The organism is Bradyrhizobium sp. WSM2254, assembly GCF_000472645.1.
Taxonomy (GTDB): domain Bacteria; phylum Pseudomonadota; class Alphaproteobacteria; order Rhizobiales; family Xanthobacteraceae; genus Bradyrhizobium; species Bradyrhizobium niftali.
The window spans coordinates 55,810-75,375 of record NZ_AXAB01000032.1 but is presented as its reverse complement, the minus strand read 5'-3'; the positions used below and the strand labels follow the sequence as shown (position 1 = coordinate 75,375).

Below are 19,566 nucleotides of genomic sequence, written 5' to 3'. Positions count from 1 at the left end.
GGCTGCCCGCGAATATCGAAACCATAACAACGGTTCGCGGGATGGAAATATCGTCAAACAGCATGGTCGCCGAGCCGGGCATCACAACAACCCACCGGCCGCGACAAGTGCGAAACAGGGGCGAAAGACTAATGTATATTATCGTTGATGATCGCGAGAGCGTCGCGAACAGCTATGTTGGAGGGCTCGTTCGCGAAGGCGTATCGTCGATCGGCTTCTCCTCCGGAGAATTCTGGGACTGGCTGCAATCTGCGAGTGAATCCGACTTGGCAGCGGTCGACGCCTTCCTCCTCGGGGACTGCGACGCCCGCGGAAGCCTGCCGCGGGCGATGCGCAAGCGCTCCTCGGCTCCCATCATCGCCATGAGCGGCCAGAAGATGCTGAAGAGCACGCTGGAACTGTTCGAATCTGGCGTTGACGACGTCGTGTACGTGCCGATTCACCTGCGCGAGATACTCGCCCGAACGGCCGCGATCGCGCGCCGCCGGGTGGGCGAGCTACCGAGACCCTGCGAGACCAGGATCCAGGTCTTCTTCAACGGACGCGACCCCGAGATCGCGGGCCACGCCCTCACCCTGCCCCGCCGCGAATTGCGCATTCTCGAATATATGGTCAGCAATCACGGCAAGTGGATCACCAAGACGCAGATCTTCAACGCGGTCTACGGCATCTTCGAGTCGACCTTCGACGAGAGCGTGATCGAGAGCCACGTCAGCAAACTGCGCAAGAAGCTCCGCGACCGCCTCGGCTTCGACGCGATCGTGGCCCGGCGCTACGTCGGATACCGCCTCAACATCCCCGCCGGCGAGACCGTCGACGTGCCGATGCAGGATCTCGACGAGGTCGGCATCCTCCTCAACAGGGCGCATGCCGTCCCGGCGGCCTATCCAGCCGGAAACTGACGCGGCAGAGCGCTGCCGCGGAAAACGACAACGGCCTCTGCGGAGCACCTTCGCAGAGGCCGTTGCACTTTCAGCGGCGGAGACTGCAGAACGCAGGCCGCGGCACGAGGCGCCGCCATACCAAAGCGCGACGAAATCAGGCGCACGCTTAGGATTCCTGGTCGAGCATGGTCCTCCCGGAAAGCCGCTTCGCGCTTGTCCGGACCACGCTCTAGGGCTTTTGCTGGAATTCTTCCTTCGAGACGTAGTTGAAGTCCTCGACCAGGACGTCTTGGACGACGTCGGCCTGCATCCGCTCGTTGACGCGCTGCTTGATGCCCGTCGTGAGGATGGAGAGGTCGTAACGGGCGAGCTTCCTGAAATCGAGGCGGTCGTCGGCATAGATCCTGCGGAAGGCCTCGTCGACGACGAACGGCTCCGGCGGAACGCTGAGCTGGTGCATGGTCCGCGCCTCCACGGTGTAGACGAAGCGCGCGACGATGTAGCCCTGCACATTGCCGTTCTCGACCATGGGCACGCTCAGCGCCCGCGTCTTCTGGTATTGGAGCCCGTCGAGATATGCGTCCTTTGCCGGCAGCAGGCTGCCGTTTTCCTTCCAATAGGCCACGGCGTAGCTCGTGCCTGCCGTGAGGATGCAGACCCAGAGCCCGGCAAGCACGAGTCTGATCATTTTCCGTCCTGCGCTTCGCGACCGGTGTAGGTGCCGTCCGAATCGGCATCCCTGATCGCCTTGACGATGATGGTCGCGACCTCGCGCACCGCGTCGTAGTGCATTTCGAGGATGGAACGATTCCGCTCGAGCTTCTCGCGCAACCGCTGGATCTCCTCGGTGATCTCAACCTCGCTGCCGAGATGCATCCGCGCCCGCATCAGGCGGACGAACTCGAGCATGCTCCGGCTCTTGCGGGCGCTGAAGTCGTCGAAATCGATCTTCTTGCCCGTAGCAAGCGCAACCGTCTCCTCCTCGACGATAGCCTCGAGCCGGCGGATCGCCGCCAGAAGGCCGCGCACCTCGTCCGCTCTCGCCGCCTCGGTGCCGTCGACCACCGCCTCGCCACCGACATTCGACAGCAGCACGGGCAACAGCGCATCGTCCGATGCTGCTTCAACCGTCATTGCCCCGGTGTCCACGACCGGCTGCTCCATCACCAGGGCTGCCGCGCCTTCTTGTGCCTGCATTGGAAATTCACCCCTCAACTTCTGTCACCCATTCCCGGATCATCATCCGGCCTTCGCCACAGCATCCGCGTTTGCGGCGGCTTCCGCCTTCGCCGCATTCGCGGCCTCAAGCTGCTTGGCAATGCCGATACCCTTGCCCTTGGCCAGCTGCGCGCCGAGTTGCTCCGCCAGCATCGACTTCCAGACGCCGCCGGCCGTGCCCTTGCCAAAGATCTGCTCGGATTCCTTCGGCAGCATCGTTTCGACGAAGGTCTGCAGAATGAAAGCTTCGAACTTGCGGTAGACCTCGCCGGAGGCCGGCGCCTTGATCACCTTGACCGGCGCTCCGTTGATCGCTGTCGACTGGGTCTCGGCAAGCTTCGCCGCGGACTGATCGGCCGTTGCCGCCTCGGCCTTGCCGGCCTCCGCGTCCATCGTGGCGGCGAAATCGGCGTTCGACGATTTCAGCGCATCGAGCTTCGCGGTCGCCGCGCGTTGCGTCACGGGGTCGGCGGCCTCGAGAACGTCGAGGACGAGGTCGGGTGTCGCTGTCACGATCATGTCTTGTTCCGGTTGGCTGGCCGCGGCATCCACTCGCGCACGGTGAGGCTTGTTCCCGTCATCTCCTCGAGCGAGCGCTTTTCCGCCTCGCGAAGCTTGTCCGCGAGCGCCGCCTTGGCGACTTCCTCGAGCTGTTTCACACGCCGGCTCTCCGAGCGAACCTGGTCGAGCTGCCGCGAAGCCTGCTCCTTCACGGCGCGCGCACCGACGCTCGTCCTGTTGAGGCGCCGCGCGATCGAATCGCTCGACGATCCCACCGGCGGTTTCCCCTCGTTCAGCGCCCCGACCAGCCATTCCTGCTCGTCCTGCAAGCTGCGCTCCTGCTGCCGCAAGTGTACGAGCTGCCATTCGGACAGCCGGAGCTGGAGCTTCACGAGCGAGACCATCCGACCGAGCTTGTCTGCGCGCGACTTCATGACGGTCATTCCGCCAGCCAGGACGAGACGCCGAGCATGAATTGCGTCAAGAGCTCGTCGCTGGTGAGATAGAGCAGCAGGAAGCCGCCGAACAGCACGAAAGGCACGGAGATGAAGTAGACGGGAATCGCCGGCGTCAGCTTGTTGATCAGGCCGACCGCCAGGTTGACGATGACCGAATAGACGATGAACGGGCTGGTGATCCGCAGTGTCAGCACGAACGCCTCCGACAGGCGGCCGACGAGCTGGTCGAGCGCCATGCTGCCGCCGAGCCTGCCGCCGGGATGCCAGACGTCGTAGGAGTTCATCAGCCCGCGCAGCACCTGCCAGTGCTGGTCGGTCATGAAGAACAGCGTGGTGACGGACGCCATGATCAGCGGCACCAGGGCCGGCGCCGGATCGGTGTCGGCGACCGGCGTGCCCGGGATGTTGCTCAGCCCGATCGCACTGGCCATCACGGTCGCCATGGTCTGAAGCGCGAGGAAGAACACGCGCCCGCCGAGGCCGATGACGCTGCCGACCAGGATCTCGGAGCCGATCAGGAGTGCCAGCGTCAGCGGCGCCGCGTTGTCCGTCAGAGGCTTCAGGACCGCGATCAGGATCGGCGTCAATGCAAACGTCGTGACGAGCGCGATGAACAGGCGGACCTGGGCCGGAACGTTGACGCTGGAATAGCCGGGCACGAACATCAGGCAGGCGCCGATTCGGCAGAACACGATGAACGTCACCAGCACGCTGTCGGCGAGGCTGCTGATCACGATATGGCTCCGAGCGCCCTGATCTCGGCGCTACGCGCGACCTCCACATGCGACAGGACCGGCAGCGTCGGGAATACCCGTTCCAGGATCATCCGGACATAGGGACGGGCTTCCGGGGTCACCGCCAGCACCACGCTGGTGCCGTTTTCGGTGAACTTGCGGATCGCGGCGCTGGCTTCCGTCGCGAACTGCTCGATCAGGCGCGGATCGGCGTCGAATTCGACGACGTCCCCCTTGGGGTCGCGCTTCAGGCTCTGGTGGAAGGCGAGATCCCAGCGATTGCCGAGGCGGACCACGTTGAGCACGCCGTTGTCGGAGAGGTCGCCGCAGATCTGCTGGGCAAGGCGCGTGCGGACATGTTCTGCGACCTGTTCGGAGCGCCGCACATGGGGCGCGATCTCGGCGATCGCCTCCAGGATCAGATGGAGATTACGGATCGACACGCGCTCGGCCAGCAGAATCTTCAGGATCGACAGCAGGCCCGAATAGGAGATCTGTGACGGGCAGAGATCCTCGATCAGGCGCTTGTATTCGGGATCGAGCCGGTCGAGCAGCGCGCGCATGTCCTTGTAGGACAGGAGCTGGGCGAGGTTCGCCCTGATCACTTCGCTCAGATGAGTGAGCAGCACCGACAGATTGTCGACCGGCTTGCAGCCCTGCCGCCTGACTTCGTCGGTGAAGGCTTCCGTCACCCACAACGCCTTCATGCCGAAGGCGGGTTCGATCACCTCCTCGCCGGGCACGTCGGGCTTGCCGTCCTTGTCGACCAGCACCAGCACCTCTCCGAGCCTGAGCTCGCCATGCGCGACGCGGGTGTCGTGGATCCGGATCTGGTATCCCTTGGGATCGATCGACAGATTGTCGGTGAGCTTGATCTCAGGAACGACGAAGCCGTACTGCTTGGCGAACTTCTTGCGGATCTTGGCCACGCGATGGGCAAGCTCGGTGCGCGAACCCAACAGATGGACCGAAAGGTGGCCGCCGAGCGCCAGTTCGATCTCCGCGGTCTTGAGCGATTCCTTGACGGATTCCTTGGCCTCGGCCTGGGTGCGTTCGTCGGCCTTGCGCGCGTCCTCTTTCCGCTCCCGCGCCGCCTGCCGCCTGGGCAGCGTGTAACCGACGAAGGCCATGACGCCGCCGAGCAGCACGAACGGCGCCATCGGCAGCCCCGGCATGAAGGCGAGCACGAACATCATCAATGCGGCGGCCGACACGGCGCGCGGATAGCCGCTGAGCTGCCGCAGCACGGCCTGCTCCGCCGAGCCCCTGGTGCCGCCCTTGGAGACCAGCAGGCCCGCCGACAGCGACACGATCAGCGCCGGCATCTGCGACACCAGACCGTCGCCGACGGAGAGCTTGGTGTAGACGTCGGCGGCGCGCGACAGCGTCAGGCCGTGATGGGTGACGCCGATGATGATGCCGCCGAAGATGTTGATCGCGGTGATGATCAGGCCGGCGATGGCATCGCCGCGGACGAATTTCGACGCACCGTCCATGGCGCCGAAGAATGCGCTCTCCTCTTCGAGCTCGCGGCGCCGGCGCTGGGCTTCCTTGTCGTCGATCAGGCCCGCGGACAGGTCCGCGTCGATCGCCATCTGCTTGCCGGGAATGGCGTCCAGGGTGAAGCGGGCGCCGACTTCCGCGATACGGGTCGCGCCCTTGGTGATAACGACGAAATTCACCGTGACCAGGATCGCGAAGATGATCAGGCCGATGACGAAGTCGCCGCCCATGACGAATTTCGAGAAGCCGGCGACGACATGGCCCGCGGCCTGCTCGCCCTCGCCGCCGCGCGACAGGATCAGGCGGGTGGTCGCGACGTTGAGCGCCAGCCGCAGGATCGTTGCGATCAGCAGCACGGTCGGGAAGGCGGAGAAGTCGAGCGGCCGCTGGATCCACAGCGCGACCATCAGGATCAGCGCCGACAGCGCAATCGAGAACGCCAGGCCGAGATCGATCAGGATCGGCGGTATCGGCAGGAATAGGATCGTGAGCATGGCCACGATGCCGCCTGCAAAAAAGGCATCCGCCCCGAGTCGTCGCGGGGTTGGCAGGCTAGCAGCTAACGTATCGGCCATGGGTCACCGGCAGAGGGTCCGCCCCGTAATCTGCCGTGCAAAGCTTACGCGAGGGTGGTGGCCGAGGCCCCGCGGCTCAGAAGCCGCGCTCGATATGCGAATAGACCATCTCGGTGAAGGTGGAGAGATGCGCGCCGATGAAGGAGCCGGAGATGGCGACGACCACCAGAATGACGATGATCTTCGGAACGAAGGTCAGCGTCACCTCCTGGATCTGGGTCAAGGCCTGGATCAGTGCAATGATGGTGCCGACCAGCATCGCCGCCCCGACGGCAGGCCCGGAGGCGACGATGATGGTCCAGATCGCCGCCTGGACGATGTCGAGGGCGTCCCGCTCGTTCATGACTGGCTGATCGTGAGCCCGGGCCCGATCGCGACTTTCGTGCCGTTCTCGAGGGTCGCGACAGAGCCGTCGCTGTTGATGGAGACCGACTTGACCTTGCCCGAGAAGGTCGCACCGGTCGAGTCGGTGAAGCTGACGGTTTTTCCGATCAGCCCGTCGGCCTGCGACAGCGATTGCGAAGACAGCAGCGCATCCAGCTTGGTGTTGGTCTGCATGGCCTGCTCGACCGTCGAGAGCTGGGCGAACTGGCTCATATATTGCGAGGTATCCATCGGATTGGTCGGATCCTGGTTCTTCATCTCGGCGACGAGAAGCTGAAGAAAGGTATTGTAGTCGACGCTGTTGCTCGACGTGGACGTCGTGGAGCTGGTCGAACTGGACGACTTGCTGGTGCTGTCGGTCGCGCTGGTAACGTTCATCTAGCCTCTCCGCTGTCAGGCAGCCTCGAATGGGATGTTGGTGGCGACGCCGGCCAGGATGGCCTGCTCCACCGGGAACAGCGCCCGGATCCGCTTCAGCGCCTCGAAGTAGCGGGTTGCACCGACCAGCTCGTCGATCGCGACAAGCCCGTCCAGCATCTCGCGGCTTTCGCACACCGCGACCAGGGCCGCGTGGTGCTGGCCGTAGAGCGCCGAGGCATCGCGGACATCGGTCGGGTTCATCAGCATGAGCTGGACGATGAAATAGAGCTGCCGCATCGCCGTGGTGGCGTCGGAGGCCTGCATGATCTGCCCCTCGAGCAGAAACATCACGTCGTTGACGAGCTCGACGGAGACCTTGCGGTCCACGCGCAGCACCGCCCCGTTGATGTAGATCCGTTCGCCCGCCCGCAAGGAGATCTTCATTAGAGTGCGTCTCGGATCAGGCGGTTGATTTCGATGAGCTGCATCACGTCGCCCGACTTCTCTTCGCGAAGGCGATCCGCCTCCTTGATGACCCACAAGCCGATCGAGATGATGTCCGCGCGCAGCTTGTCCGGGAGGCCGTTTTCCGGGTGCGCGAGATCCTCGATGAAGATCGTCCACAGCCGGCGCACATAGAGCAGGCTCTCGACCAGATCCTCGAAACTGAAGCGCCCCTTCTGGATCCGCTCGAGCCGGTCGATGCCGAGGCTGAGCGCCTGCCGCTCGCGGCCTCTCTCCTGATAGCCGCTCTCTTCAACGACAGCTTCATAGGCTTCAAACGTCATCAGGACCACTCTGCGCAGAAAACTGGATAGCAAGACAAAGGGTGCGAACCTTGCAAATGAGCTTGGCTCAGAGGTAGTTGATGAGGCTGATCTTCTGGAGCTGCGAAGTCAGCGCCAGCGCCGTCTGGATCTGGGTCTGCAGGGTGTTGACCCGGACCGCGGCTTCCGCCGGATCGACCTTCTCCATACCGATGATCTGATTGTTGAGAATGTCCTGCTGCGCCTTCAGCTTGTCGGTTGCGGAGGTGAGCCGCTGCTGGACCGTGCCGACGCTGCCGCCGAGCGTAGCAAGATCCGTGATGGCGTTACCAACGAGGCCGATGGCCTTGTCAACGACGACCTGGAACGTATCCTGGCTCAGCTTCGCGTTCCCGAGATCCGCCATCATGGTGTAGGCCTCGGCGAGCCTGCGGAAGCCGGTCTGGTTGGCGCTAACGGAGGTATCGGCGATCTCGGTCGTGGAAATACGGCTCTGCATGACCTGGTCGGTGGCCGATGACCAGTTGGTGTTCCAGGCCGGGCTCGCGAACTCGGCATCGAAGGTGGTGTTGAGAAAGGTCTGCATCTGGGCCGCGGTAATGCTGCTCACGCTCGCTGAAGATTGCGAGAAGCCGAAGGTCGCAAGGAAATCGGCGTCGACCTGGTTCTTGCTGGCCGAGCCCGCGGTGTAGGCTGTGATCGGCGTGTTCTGCGTGTTGATGCCCGAGAAAAGAGACGAGCCGTTGTAGGAGACGTTCAGCGCGCCGATCAGATCCTGAAGGTTGGAAGACGCAGGCGGCAGGATGATCCGCCCGCCGCCGTCGGTACTGCGGGCCGCGATCAGGTCCTTGAGGAAGTCCGTTGCGGTCTTGCCGAGCTGGGTGATCCGGTCTTGCGTCGTGTTGAGGCGTCCCGAGACGAGCTCGTTGGTATCGACGAGCTGATCGGCGAAGCCCCAGTCCGCCCGCAGGGTGAGGTCGCCTCCCGTCGTGGCACCAAGCTCGAGGCCGACATCGGCGAAACGGCTGGTGGTCGCCTCCTTCGACGCCTTGCTCAGCGCAGCCTGGTTGTTCGTGATCGAGGACCTCAACGACGACGACAGCATCAAGGTCGAGATGTAGTTCGCGCTCATCATGGCTTAATTCCCCACGGCGGCCAGCAGGCTCTGCAACATTTCGTCGACGGTCGAGATGATCTTCGACGAGGCCGAATAGGTGCGCTCGACCTGAAGCATCAAGGACATCTCGTCGTCCATGTTGACGCCGCTGACGTTGGACAGCGCCGCGGTGCTGCGGTCGAGCAGCGTTTTCTGGTAGGTGACGTTGGAATCCGCGGTCTTGCGCTGGTTTTCGATCCAGCTCGTCGACGACGACGCGAAGTCGATCAAGCTGCCACTCGGCTTGCCTTGCGTGGTTGCATCGAACGGCTGCGACGCATCCATGTTGCCGATGAGCTGCTGTAGCCGGATCGAGTAGCCGGCGTTGCCGGCGGTGTTGTATCGGTAAGCCGGGTTGCCGCTGATCGCGCCGTCGCGCAGCAGGTTCGGGTTTCCGCCCAAGGCCGGATCGACGGAGGCAGCGACCGTAATCGTGCCGGCGAGGCCGACCGAGACGGTGGCGCTCGCCGGTATCGCCGGCGCGCCGGGATAGGTGAAGAGACCGGGAACGTCGGCCAGGGTCGGGACGGGTGACTGGTCGCTTTCCTTGAACGCATTGATCAAACCGCGCGCGATTTCGTCGAGCTGGCTCTGGTATGTGACCGTATCATTGTCGCGCAACTGGGCGAGGCCCGCGAGCTTGCCCGACTTCAGCGGCATCACGGAATTGGCGCCGGTCACCGGCACGCCGTCGATATAGACCGCATTGCCCGTGGTGCCGGGCGTATAGATGTTGGTCGCGGCGAAGCTCACCGTTCGCGCCGTCTTGTCGAACAGCACGACGCCGCTATCGGTGTAGAGCGCCGCGTCGCCGTTAGGTCGGAGCGACATGGTGACGCCGAGCTCCTGCGACAGCTGCGAGACAATGTTGTCGCGCTGATCGAGATAGTCGGTGATGTCGTCGCCGGAGATCGTGCCCTTCACGATCTCGGTGTTCACGGTCTGGAACTGGGAGAGCAGCTGATTGATGTTTTGAACCGACGTTTTCATGTCGGCATCCGCGCCCTCACGAACCGACTGCACGGTCTGGGTCGCCTGATTGAGCGCGGTCGCCATGTCCTTGGCGGACGTGACCGCCGCCTGCGCCAGCGTGGTGTTGTCCGGGGCGTTGGCATATTGCTGCAGCGCCTTCTTCAGCGCATTGAGCTGCGCCGTCGGCGACTGGTCGAGCTCCGTATCGTCCACCGTGGCGGATGCGATCTTCTGGAGCCCGTCATAGATCGCGTTCTGCTTGGCCGACGACGAGGTCGCGACCAAGACGTTGTTGTAGAGACCCGAGCTGGCGGCGCGCTGGATCGCCGCCACATAGACGCCGGCCCCGGGGAGGTTGTCCAGCACGGCGATCTTGCGCGAATAGCCGGCTGCGCTGGCACCGGCAATGTTGCGCGAGATGGTCGAGGACTGGATACCCGACGCCATGAGCGAAGCGCGGGCGGAGTCGAGAGCGGCGGTAAGGGACATGATTTGCTCTGGCCCGGGATGAGCGCTTGAGGATTCAGCGCTTCAGGTTGACGACGACGTCCAGAAGGTCGGAGCCGGTCTGGAACGTTTTCGAGTTCGCAGTGAAGCCGCGCTGCGCCTCGATCATCCCGGTGAGCTCGTCCGCGAGATCGACGTTGGAATCTTCCAGGGCGCTGGACTGAACCGTACCGAGCCCGCCGGTGCCGGCATTCGCGGCCTGCGCATTGCCTGAATTCATGTTGGTCGAATAGACGTTGCCCGGCTCCGGCGTCAGATTGTCCGGGCTCGCGACGTCGGCTAGCATGATCGTGTAGAGCGTCAGCTGCTGCCCGTTCTTGAGGGTGGCTGTCACGTGACCCGCGGTGTCGACATTGACCTTGTCGATGGCCGAGGGAACGCTGCCATTGACGGTGGCCTTGAAGCTGAAGTCGGTGCCGACCTGCGTCATGTTCGACAGGTTCATGGTGAGCGCCGCGCCGCCGGGGACGGTTACGGTGAGACCCGTCGGGCTCGCGGCGGCCAGCGTGCCTTTTCCGGCCGCCGTGGTATCGAAGGTGAAGGTGGTTGCGGCAGCGAGTGAGGCACCGGTCGCGGAGTTATAGAGCTGCACCTGCCAGGTGTCCGAGCCGGCCGCCGTCGCGGTGTGGGACATATAGACGTCAAGCGTAACGGCCTGGCCGATATTGTTGTAGGCCACGATCGAGCTCTTCGATGAATATGACGCCGGACCGGGCGGGCCGGCAATGACAGCCGCCGTCGGATCCAGATTGCCGGTCGTAAGTGTCCCCGCCGTCGACGGCACCGGCACCTGCGAGACCTGCGCGACGTTCACGATCTGCATTCCCGAGAGGCTGTTCTGCGAGAAATTGGTCACGAGGCCGGGCTGTCCCAGAAGGTAGAAGCCGGCCGCGTTGACCAGATTGCCCTGGGCGTCCGGCACGAACGAGCCGGCTCGCGTCAAGAACTGCTGCGTATTGTTGGCGTTCGACACCACGAAGAAGCCGTTGCCCTGGACGGCGAGATCCGTGGTCGACGTGGTGAACTGCGTATGTCCCTGGTCGCTGATGGCGTAGCGAACGGTCGTCTCGACGGCGCCGGAATCGTAATTACCCGAACCGCTCTTCAGGATCAGCGAGGAGAATTCGGTGGAAGCCCGCTTGTAACCGGTCGTGTTGACGTTCGCGATGTTGTCCGAGACCGTCGACAGCTTGTTGGACTGCGCAGACATGCCGGAAACGCCGGTGCGCATAACACCATACAGGCTCATGAATTGGGCTCCTTTGGTAGGTTGCAGCTACAATGAGGGTTCTTGCTTGCGCGGGGCTGATGATCGGGAACCATGCACAACTTCCTGTTGTCAGGTTGTCTTCGGCTGACAGAAGGAGCGCGCGTTGTCGGTCCACGCGCCGAAGCCGCTCGAGACGAGGTGAGCCACGATGTGACAGACATAGCGCTTCTGCGCCGGCTGGTTGTTCGGGCCTGCGTTGTAGCGGGCGACCGCCATGGTCCAGCTGCCCTCGCGCTGCTTCAGCTCTTTCAGGAAGCGTGCGGCGTATTCGACGTTCTTCGCGGGATCGAACATCGCGCGCACCGAAGCGAACTTGTCGCCGTGATAATAATGGTTGATCTGCATGCAGCCGAGGTCGATCAGCTTGATGCCCTTAGCTCGCATCGCCTCGAAATTCGCGATCGCATCGTTCATGTCCCTGGCGAACACGGTCTGGCCGTCGGCGCCGAGCGCGTAAGGATGGAGCGCGCCGCGCCGTCCGGTCTCGGTGAGGCCGACCGCATAGAGAATGCCGAGCGGAATCCCGTGCTGCTGGGACGCGCGCGCCATCTCGCGCTCGCAGGGGCGCGCGCTGTCGGCAGCCGCCTCGGCGGCGCCGGCGTTACAGATAAACAGGGCCGCGACGAATCTGCGGCGCCACGTCCTGGTCATGACGCGTCTCCTGGTTGGACTGGCGCTCCTGCCGGGCCTGTCTCGCATCGCCGTCCGATTGTCCCGACGACGTGCCGGCGCCGTCGAACGTGCCTTGCGACTGTGACGAGGGCTGTTGCTGGCCCGAGAACTGCGGCTGCGACTGGCCGGAGCCGCTCTGGAATCCGTCCAGCGAGCCGTGCTGGACGGGGGCGACGTCGGCGACGTAGCCGGCCGACTGCATCAGCTCGCGGATCGAGTCGCGCTGCTGGTCCAGCATCTGGCTCGTGTCCTTGCGTTCGGCCGCGAGATGGATGGAGACCTCCGAGCCGACGAGGCGGAGGCGCACGGTGACATTGCCGAGCGACGGCGGCTCGAGGCTGACGGTCAGGATCTTGAGCGGCTGGTCCGGCGCATTGGTCTGGGACGTCGCGAGATCGGGTGCTGCGGACGCCGCCGGCGCCGAGGATTCCTTCAGCTCGGTAACCACCGCGTTGGCGACCTGTTGCGGCGCGTTGAACTGCGCCGGGGGCAGATGGGTCTCCTGCTGGACCACGGTGACCTTGGTCGCCTCGGGCAATGCGTCCCGGGCCGAAGCCTTGACGGCACGTTCGACATTGGCCGTGACGGCCTCGAAGCCCGGCGTCGCGGGCATTGCCTTTGACGAACTCTCGTTGCCCTGCGGCGCGGCGGCCGCCACCTGCGAAGCCGCGGCCTGTGAGCGCGTGCCTGTCGGACCGGCAGAGGGCGGCGCGGAATCGGCGATAGCGACCGTCGCCATGCCCGTCGCCTGAACCTCGCCCTTCGTCGTGGAGGAGCGCCCGTCGCGCGCGGGCGCGTCCTTCCTGTCCCCAGCCGGTGACTGCACCTGCAGCTTCACGGCCGGCACGGCGGCGAGCTCCTGTCCGACGATCGCGGGAATGCTCGGCAGGCTCGAAACGTCGGCCTTCGCGGCCTGGTCGACCGGACCTTGCGTCTCCGACGACTGGTCGGTCTCCTGGTCGGACGACTTGTGACTGGACTTGGCGTCGTCGGCTGCCTCGGTGCGTTCGTTTACCGCCTCGTCCTTCCCGGCCGGATGCGCAAGGTGCGTGCGCAGCGTTCCGGCCTTCACGGTCGTATCGCCGCCCTCGTCTTTGAGCGCCCGCTTGGCCAGGTTCGAGACGGTGTGGAGCAGATCGTTGAACGAAGAATCCGCCTGCGATTTCGCGCCGGCGCTCTTCGCCGAGCGCGACGTCCCGCGCATATTGAGGCTCTCGGCGAGCCCCGAAAAATGTCCGGCGGTTCCGCTGAGCTTGGTCATGGGCGGCGATCCCTGGTGAGAAGTTCGAGTTCGCCGAGCTCCTTCCGCGCACGCGCGAGAGCCGCGGTCGATGAGGCGAGATCGAGACGCGCCGGCGTGACCGGAGGCTTGTCGGCGGTGGCGGCAGATCCGCCCGCGAACGGTTTGCGAACATCGAGCGCGAGCTGGACCGTTGCATTGAGCAAGGGAACGTCGCGCTCGGGCAGCTTCGACCGGTCGAGCGCCTTCAGCTCGGCGAGACCGCCGTCATATTCGTCGGTGAGCACCCGCGAGGCGCCACGGAAGAAATGCGCACGCTCGCGCTCCGCCGAGGCGTCGGCGCTGAGCGTCAGCGCCCGCTCGCCGGCAAGCCGGGTCACGGCCATCCGTCCACGCACCATCGCACTGCGCGCGATCACGAGGTAAAGCTTGAGGCGGCTACTGCGATCGATCTGCTCCAGCATGGTGACGATCCGCGCAAAGCGGCGCTCGTCGAGAGCGAGGCTCGATTGCGTCAGGCCCGTGGAGAAGCGCTGCCAGAAATCGCCGGCATAGACCGAGTTGCGGTAATGGCGGATATAGGCCAGCGTCAGGAACTCGAACTTGTCGAAATCCTCGGCCTGCCCGACCAGCAGGATCTCGCGCCGCAGCGCCGCCTCCTCCACCAGCGTGCCGGGCAGGAGCAGGCGCGCGTCGTCCAGGCGCTCGATCGCGAGCGAGGCCTCGGTGCGTGCAAACAGCGCGCCCTGGACCAGCGCGACCTGTCCGCCCAGACCCGACGGAATCGTCCTGGGCTTGACGTCCCTGAGCAGCTCGCGCGCTTCGTCCTGCCGGCCCTCGACATAGGCGAGCGCGCCGTCGAACAGCCGTCCGTCGACGTTCATCTTGTCGCGCGGCAGCTTGCGGACCAGTTGCGGCGCGCCGCCGCTGAGCAGGTAGATGACGACGGCCTGGCCGTTCTGCGCATTGCTCCACACGCTCGCATCGGCGGCGAGAAATTTCTCGCCGATCTGCCGGATCAGCGCGATGTGGCCGCCATGCGCGGCGGTGTCGCCGTTGGCGATGCCGTCCTGCACGGCCTGCAATGCGCGCACGAGCTCATAGGGTTCACCCGATGTCGACGCCGGAGCCGGCGCCGGATCGGCCAGCGCGCGTGCCGCCGCGAACGGCAGCAGCACCAGCAGGGCGGCACGGAGGAGCGGCCTGATCAAGGGCGCTTCTCCCGGATCAGGATCTCGATCCGGCGATTTTGCGCGGCCGCCGGGTCGTTCGGAAGTTTCGGCCGCCGGTCGGCGTAGCCTTCGACATGCTCGATCCGCTGCGCATCGACGCCGGAGCGAACCAGCATGTAATAGGCCATCTGCGCACGCGCGGTCGACAGCCGCCAATTGTCGTAGGTTTCCGACTTGTACGGCCGATTGTCAGTGTGGCCGCGGACGATGATCATGCCCTGGCGTTTCATCAACAGCGGCCCGATCTTGTCGATCACGCGGATGAGCTCGGGCCGCGGTTCGGCCGAGCCGACCGCGAACATGCCGAAGCTTGCATCGTCGGTCAGGCTGACCAGCAGACCTTCCTCGACCTGACGCACCTCGGCCGCCGGTCCCGCGCCCGCCTTGATGTCCGACAGCGCATCCGCGATCGCGGACTGAAGCTGCTTGACGGTCGGCTGCTGCGTTTGCGCGGCGTCGCGCGGTTCGGAATCCTTCGACGTATCGCCGGGACGCCCTTGCGCAGCGACACTGGCCTGAGCACCCGGCTGCGCGTTCGCCTGCGCGCTGCCTTCACGCGAAGGCTGCGACGGCGCGGGTCCGGGCGGCAGCAGGGGCGACAGGCTTGCGGACGACGCATCGGCGTTCGGCGCCACGCTTCCGCCGGCATCATCCGCCTTGGCACGGCGTGCCTGCGGCTCGCCCTGGCCCGTCCCGGTCGCGTTGTCGCGCGCGGACGCATTCGGCTTGGGCTCGCTCTCGATGAAGCGATCCGAATCCTTGGACGCCTGCGGCGCCAGTCTCCAATAGCCGGGATCAAAAGGATCGCGATAGGCGTCGCCGCCCTTGAGGCCATCCTCTTCCGCGGAGGTCAGCGCGCCGGCGCGGCGCTGGCCCGAGGCCTGGTTCGCGCTATTGGCGATCTCGGCAAGCGTCGCATAGGGATCGCGGAACAGAACCTTCTCTTCGAAGGAGGCAGGCTTCTCCGCCGTCGGCGAGTCTCCGCGACGCTCTTCGTTCGGCCCGGCCGGCTGACGCTTGCCGTCCTGACCCTCGAACGAAGTCGGCTCCTTCTTGGAGAGATCCTTGAGGCCCTTCGGGGCGGGTGCGTTCTCCGCGAGCTTGATCGGATTGAAATAGCTCGCAACCACCTGCTTCTGGTCCTGGTTGAGCGCGTTGAGCAGCCACATGACCAGGAAGAACGCCATCATCGCGGTCATGAAGTCCGCATAGGCGATCTTCCATACGCCACCGTGATGCGCCTCCTCGGCGAAGGCGCTGCGCCGGCGGACGATCACGAGCTCTTGCTTGACCTCCTCCATGGCAGGCTACCTGCGTGCCTCGTTCAGGCGCTCGCTCCATGCCGCGATCTTCGTCTCGATCACGGTCTGGTCGGCGACGACGCGGACCTCGAAAGTCTCGGCGGCCTCGTACTCGATGCCCGTTCGCCGGGCCGTCTCGAGCTGCGTCTTCACCAGGTCAAGCAGTTCGCTCGGGCCGGTGATCTTGAACACCGGCACCGGCGAGTTGCCGGTCAGCGTCGCGATTTGCTCGACCAGCGACCCGATCGCCTTGTCGCGGACCGCATCGGCGAGGAACGGCAGCAATATTCGGGCAACGGAGCTCGCAATGTTGGTCTCGATCTCGCGGCAAGCCGCCTCGAAGCCGCTCACGATCGTGACCGCCTGCTGGTCGGACCATTTGGCCCGCTCCTCGCCGAGCCGGATCGCGCTGCGCACGCGTTCCTCGGCAACCCTGGCATCGCCTTCCGCAACGCCGGCGGCGTGGCCGCGCCGATAGGCATCGTCCAGGAGATTGACCGGCGGGGCTTCCGTCGCGGGCGCCGGAGGCGGCGACTGATGCTGCGGCTGCGACTGGGTCTGAGGCTGCGGTTGAGATTGAGGCTCGCGCCGGACCTCCTTCGGCCTGGTCAGCACGTCCGGGATCTTGGGCGGCGGAGGCGGCGGCGGCGACTTGACCCGGCCGTTCGCGTCGAACTGCGTCAGGAGTTTTCCGATTGCCGCGTTCATGCCGCCTCCTCGCGTCGCATCCAGTCTTTAAGGATCGCTGCTGCCTGGGCCTGATCAAGCCGGACGATCTGCTCCAGCCGCTTCTGCGGCGTGCGCTGCATCTTGCCTTCGAGGTCCTCGACGAGGTTGAGCTCGGGGTCCTGACTCTCGGCCAATGCAAGGGCTGTGGCGGCTTCAAGCTCAGCGGCCTCCGCCGCCTCGGTCTGCTCCTGCGCCGCGCGGTGGGCCAGAATGCCGTTGACCGCGGGGCGAAGGCCGAACCAGACGAGCATCGACGCCACGGCCAGGATCGTCACCGCGTTGATGACGCTACCGAGCTGCTTGTTGATCATTTCCACGAAGCTGATCGGCGGCACCGGCGCGAGCTCGCGCGAGCCTTCGATGAAGTCGACGGCCGTGACCTGGATCTGGTCGCCGCGCTGCTTGTCGAGTCCGCCGGCGGTCGCCGCGAGCTGGCTGATCTCGGCGAGCTTGCTGTCGACGATGGCCTGGTTGCTCTTGTCGCCGAGATCGGCGACGAGGCGCGCGCGGTTGACCAGCACGGCGATGAAGAGCTTCTTGACCAGATAGCCGTCGCTCACCGTCGTCGTGGTCTTGGACGACACCTCGAAATTGGTGACGTCCTCGCGGCGGGTCTTGTCCTCGCTGGAGTTCTTGCTGCCGCCGCCATTCACCTGTTGATCGGGAAGGTTCTGCTGCACCGTGGTTGGCGTCGAGCGGTCCGCATTCTGCGACGACTCCTTTTCGCGCACGTTCCGCACGGAACGCTCGGCGCGGCTCTCCGGATCGTAGACGGTCTCGTTGGTCTGCCGCTTGTCGGTGGAGAGCTGCGGCGCGACGCTCACCTCGAAATTGTCGAGACCCAGATACGGCGTCAGCGCCTTGCGGATGTTCTCCTGAACCATCCCCCCGACCGTCTTCTGGAGGCTTGCCATCTTGGTCGGGGCAGCGGTGGCCTCGTCCTCTTCGGCCAACAGCATCGAGCCGTCGGCATCCAGCACCGTCACCTTGTCGCGGCTCATGCCGGGGATGGCGGCCGCGACGAGATGACGGATCGACTGCGCCGTGCGTGCCTCGATCGCTCCGTCGGTGCGCAGCACGACCGACGCCGAGGGTGGCTGTTGCGTCGCGCGGAACGAGCCGCGCACCGGCATCACGATATGCACCCGCGCCGCCTTCACACCCTTCATCAGCTGCACCGTGCGCGCGATCTCGCCTTCGAGCGCGCGCAGCTTCGTGACTTCCTGCATGAACGAGGTCAGGCCGAGCGAGCCGATCTTGTCGAACAGCTCGTAGCCGGAATTGGCGCTGGTCGGCAGCCCCTTCTCGGCGAGCAGCATCCGCGCCTGCATGGTCTGGCTCGGACGCACCGAGACGGCGTCTCCAGCCGTATTGACGTCGAAGGCAATATTCTGCTCGCGCAGGGCGGCGCCCATGCGCGTCACATCTTCGCGGGAGAGGCCGGTATAGAGCGTTTCGAATTCAGGCCGGCTCAGATAATAAGCGCCGCCGACGACGGTAACGAGAACGGCAAAGCCGATCAATCCCAGAGCCATCAGGCGTCGCGGCCCAAGCTCCAGCAGATTGTTGAGCAGTTGCTGTATCTGCGCACGACTGAACAGCATGTGACCTCGTACCAATGCGAACATATGGGACACTCCGCTGCCAACCTTGTCTGAAGGTTGCGCAGGAACACGAATGTGTCGGTTCGCGGGCGAGGCGTTGTAATTTTACAAGACGTCGGGGGACGCTATCGCACGGATCGGCAACAGGTGCACGGCCGGACGCATCGCGGCGCGATCGGCTGCGGCGTGTTGCTTGGAATCTGGCGTCGGGAGATCGGTTACGGGCACGTCGTGTGCCGCTATATCCGCCGTTCATGGCGGAGACCGTGCTCCCTTGGGAGCACGGCCGATTTCGAAGCCGCGGCTTAGCGGAACAGCGACAGGATGCTCTGGCTGTTCGCGTTGGCGATCGAGAGCGCCTGAACACCGAGCTGCTGCTGGGTTTGTAGCGCCTGCAGGCGCGTCGATTCCGCGTTCATATCGGCGTCGACGAGCTGGCCGACACCGCGGTCGACGGAGTCCATCAGGGTCTTGACGAATTCCGTGTTGGTCGCGAGGCGGTTCTTGACGGCACCGAGATTGGCGGCGGCCGATGCCACCGTGTTGATCGCAGTGGTGACCTGCGCAATGTAGGCATCGAGCGTGGCCTGGTTCGCCGCCGAGTCGGTCAGCGCGCTGATGCTCATGTTGTCGACCGACGCGAAACCGGTCGTGCTGTTGCCGGTCACCGTGTCCAGGATGCCGGTCTGGGTTGCGCCGCCGGTGGTGTAGAGCGCGTAGCTGGCGGTCGTCACCGTGATGGAGCCGATGGTGGGCGTACCGCCGACACGCGAGTACGACGACACGAGGTTGAAGCTCGTCGGCGTGGCCGAGGAACCGGTCGAGGTGTTGATGCTCAGCCAGTTGATGCCGTTGAAGGTCGCCGAGTTGGCCTTGAGCTTCATGTCCTGCTGGATCTGGGTGATGTCAGCCTGGATCTTGGTGCGGTCGATGCCGGCGGTCTTGGCTTCGACCAGCAGCGCCTGGAGCTTGGTCAGACCGCCGGTCTTGTCGCCGATAACCGAGGTCAGAGCGGTATATTCGGTATCGACGGTCGCGGACGACAGACCGAGCGAGTCGGAGATGGCGGAGAGCGCGGCGTTGTCGGAACGCATCGACGTCGCGATCGACCAGTAGGCAGCGTTGTCCGAAGCGGTCGAGACACGCTGGCCGGTCGAGATCCGGTTCTGCGTGGTCGCGAGCTGCGAGCTGACGTTGCGGAGGGTCTGCAGCGCGGTCATTGCAGACGAGTTGGTGAGCAGACTAGAACCCATTTTGATGTCCCTTTGAAGATTGAATTGTGTTTGGGGGACATACCGGGCTTGCACCGGTACGACAGGGCGGCGTCATGCCTTTGGGCGCGCGGAAATGCGGTGAAGGGCCCAACCTGTCGTAGCGGAGAGGTTACCCGCCGAAGCTTGTGCGAGGCTTGTGGCTCTGTGACCCGGCTGCAACAGCGGGGCAGGATCATGGCGTGGACGCGGCGTCACGCCAGACAAGAAAAGGGCCGCGCTTCACGA

The 19,566-nt window shown here is 64.8% G+C and carries 21 protein-coding genes; 1 reads left to right on the top strand and 20 read right to left on the bottom strand.

All coding sequences use genetic code 11. The features are described 5' to 3' along the window. The first annotated feature begins 131 nt into the window (after nt 1-131). Nucleotides 132-902, top strand: a complete 771-nt coding sequence (locus A3M7_RS0123740; RefSeq protein WP_027546136.1) for a response regulator transcription factor — start codon at nt 132-134, stop codon at nt 900-902. Nucleotides 903-1,113: 211 nt separating this feature from the next. Here A3M7_RS0123740 and A3M7_RS0123735 read toward each other — a convergent pair whose 3' ends face one another. The 20 genes from A3M7_RS0123735 to A3M7_RS0123640 all read right to left on the bottom strand — a co-directional run bounded on the left by A3M7_RS0123735 (nt 1,114) and on the right by A3M7_RS0123640 (nt 19,320). Next, the gene (locus A3M7_RS0123735) at nt 1,114-1,572 is read right to left on the bottom strand and encodes a hypothetical protein (RefSeq protein WP_027546135.1); all 459 of its coding nucleotides are present in this window, start codon (nt 1,570-1,572) and stop codon (nt 1,114-1,116) included. Beyond that, nucleotides 1,569-2,081: a flagellar biosynthesis protein FlgN gene (locus tag A3M7_RS0123730; RefSeq protein WP_027546134.1), complete on the bottom strand. Its 513-nt coding sequence runs from the start codon at nt 2,079-2,081 to the stop codon at nt 1,569-1,571. The genes A3M7_RS0123735 and A3M7_RS0123730 overlap by 4 nt, the downstream gene beginning before the upstream one ends. 42 nt (nt 2,082-2,123) lie before the next feature. Continuing rightward, a complete protein-coding gene (locus A3M7_RS0123725) occupies nt 2,124-2,621 on the bottom strand; it encodes a rod-binding protein (protein ID WP_027546133.1) in 498 nt (165 codons plus the stop codon). Continuing rightward, nucleotides 2,618-3,037, bottom strand: coding sequence for a hypothetical protein (locus tag A3M7_RS0123720; RefSeq protein ID WP_027546132.1), 420 nt, complete (start codon nt 3,035-3,037; stop codon nt 2,618-2,620). The genes A3M7_RS0123725 and A3M7_RS0123720 overlap by 4 nt, the downstream gene beginning before the upstream one ends. Nucleotides 3,038-3,042: 5 nt before the next feature. Next, complete coding sequence (gene fliR, locus A3M7_RS0123715; protein ID WP_027546131.1) at nt 3,043-3,795, bottom strand: flagellar biosynthesis protein FliR; 753 nt, start codon at nt 3,793-3,795, stop codon at nt 3,043-3,045. After that, nucleotides 3,792-5,873, bottom strand: a complete 2,082-nt coding sequence (gene flhA / locus A3M7_RS0123710) for a flagellar biosynthesis protein FlhA (RefSeq protein WP_027546130.1) — start codon at nt 5,871-5,873, stop codon at nt 3,792-3,794. Before flhA ends, fliR begins: the two co-directional genes overlap by 4 nt. A 76-nt stretch (nt 5,874-5,949) precedes the next feature. Continuing rightward, on the bottom strand, nt 5,950-6,216 hold the full coding sequence (gene fliQ, locus A3M7_RS0123705) for a flagellar biosynthesis protein FliQ (protein ID WP_008130649.1): 267 nt from the start codon (nt 6,214-6,216) through the stop codon (nt 5,950-5,952). Continuing rightward, nucleotides 6,213-6,635 carry a flagellar hook assembly protein FlgD gene (flgD, locus tag A3M7_RS0123700; RefSeq protein WP_027546129.1) on the bottom strand — a complete coding sequence of 141 codons (423 nt, stop codon included), beginning with the start codon at nt 6,633-6,635 and terminating at the stop codon, nt 6,213-6,215. The genes fliQ and flgD overlap by 4 nt, the downstream gene beginning before the upstream one ends. 15 nt (nt 6,636-6,650) lie before the next feature. Beyond that, the gene (flbT, locus tag A3M7_RS0123695) at nt 6,651-7,061 is read right to left on the bottom strand and encodes a flagellar biosynthesis repressor FlbT (protein WP_027546128.1); all 411 of its coding nucleotides are present in this window, start codon (nt 7,059-7,061) and stop codon (nt 6,651-6,653) included. Beyond that, complete coding sequence (gene flaF, locus A3M7_RS0123690) at nt 7,061-7,405, bottom strand: flagellar biosynthesis regulator FlaF (RefSeq protein ID WP_027546127.1); 345 nt, start codon at nt 7,403-7,405, stop codon at nt 7,061-7,063. Before flaF ends, flbT begins: the two co-directional genes overlap by 1 nt. A gap of 67 nt (nt 7,406-7,472) precedes the next feature. Then, a complete protein-coding gene (locus A3M7_RS0123685; RefSeq protein WP_027546126.1) occupies nt 7,473-8,519 on the bottom strand; it encodes a flagellar hook-associated family protein in 1,047 nt (348 codons plus the stop codon). A gap of 3 nt (nt 8,520-8,522) precedes the next feature. Further along, on the bottom strand, nt 8,523-10,001 hold the full coding sequence (gene flgK, locus A3M7_RS0123680; protein WP_027546125.1) for a flagellar hook-associated protein FlgK: 1,479 nt from the start codon (nt 9,999-10,001) through the stop codon (nt 8,523-8,525). 34 nt (nt 10,002-10,035) lie between these two features. Beyond that, nucleotides 10,036-11,268, bottom strand: coding sequence for a flagellar hook protein FlgE (locus tag A3M7_RS0123675; RefSeq protein WP_027546124.1), 1,233 nt, complete (start codon nt 11,266-11,268; stop codon nt 10,036-10,038). A 90-nt stretch (nt 11,269-11,358) separates the two neighbouring features. Continuing rightward, the gene (locus A3M7_RS0123670) at nt 11,359-11,940 is read right to left on the bottom strand and encodes a transglycosylase SLT domain-containing protein (protein WP_027546123.1); all 582 of its coding nucleotides are present in this window, start codon (nt 11,938-11,940) and stop codon (nt 11,359-11,361) included. Next, nucleotides 11,891-13,222: a flagellar hook-length control protein FliK gene (locus A3M7_RS0123665; protein ID WP_027546122.1), complete on the bottom strand. Its 1,332-nt coding sequence runs from the start codon at nt 13,220-13,222 to the stop codon at nt 11,891-11,893. The genes A3M7_RS0123670 and A3M7_RS0123665 overlap by 50 nt, the downstream gene beginning before the upstream one ends. Then, nucleotides 13,219-14,412, bottom strand: a complete 1,194-nt coding sequence (locus A3M7_RS0123660) for a chemotaxis protein (protein WP_027546121.1) — start codon at nt 14,410-14,412, stop codon at nt 13,219-13,221. Before A3M7_RS0123660 ends, A3M7_RS0123665 begins: the two co-directional genes overlap by 4 nt. Then, on the bottom strand, nt 14,409-15,734 hold the full coding sequence (locus A3M7_RS0123655; protein ID WP_027546120.1) for a MotB family protein: 1,326 nt from the start codon (nt 15,732-15,734) through the stop codon (nt 14,409-14,411). Before A3M7_RS0123655 ends, A3M7_RS0123660 begins: the two co-directional genes overlap by 4 nt. Nucleotides 15,735-15,740: 6 nt before the next feature. Next, on the bottom strand, nt 15,741-16,442 hold the full coding sequence (locus A3M7_RS0123650; protein ID WP_027546119.1) for a hypothetical protein: 702 nt from the start codon (nt 16,440-16,442) through the stop codon (nt 15,741-15,743). Beyond that, nucleotides 16,439-18,067, bottom strand: coding sequence for a flagellar basal-body MS-ring/collar protein FliF (fliF, locus tag A3M7_RS0123645; protein WP_027546118.1), 1,629 nt, complete (start codon nt 18,065-18,067; stop codon nt 16,439-16,441). The genes A3M7_RS0123650 and fliF overlap by 4 nt, the downstream gene beginning before the upstream one ends. 305 nt (nt 18,068-18,372) lie before the next feature. Next, nucleotides 18,373-19,320 carry a flagellin gene (locus A3M7_RS0123640; protein WP_027546117.1) on the bottom strand — a complete coding sequence of 316 codons (948 nt, stop codon included), beginning with the start codon at nt 19,318-19,320 and terminating at the stop codon, nt 18,373-18,375. Between the last annotated feature and the right edge of the window lie 246 nt (nt 19,321-19,566).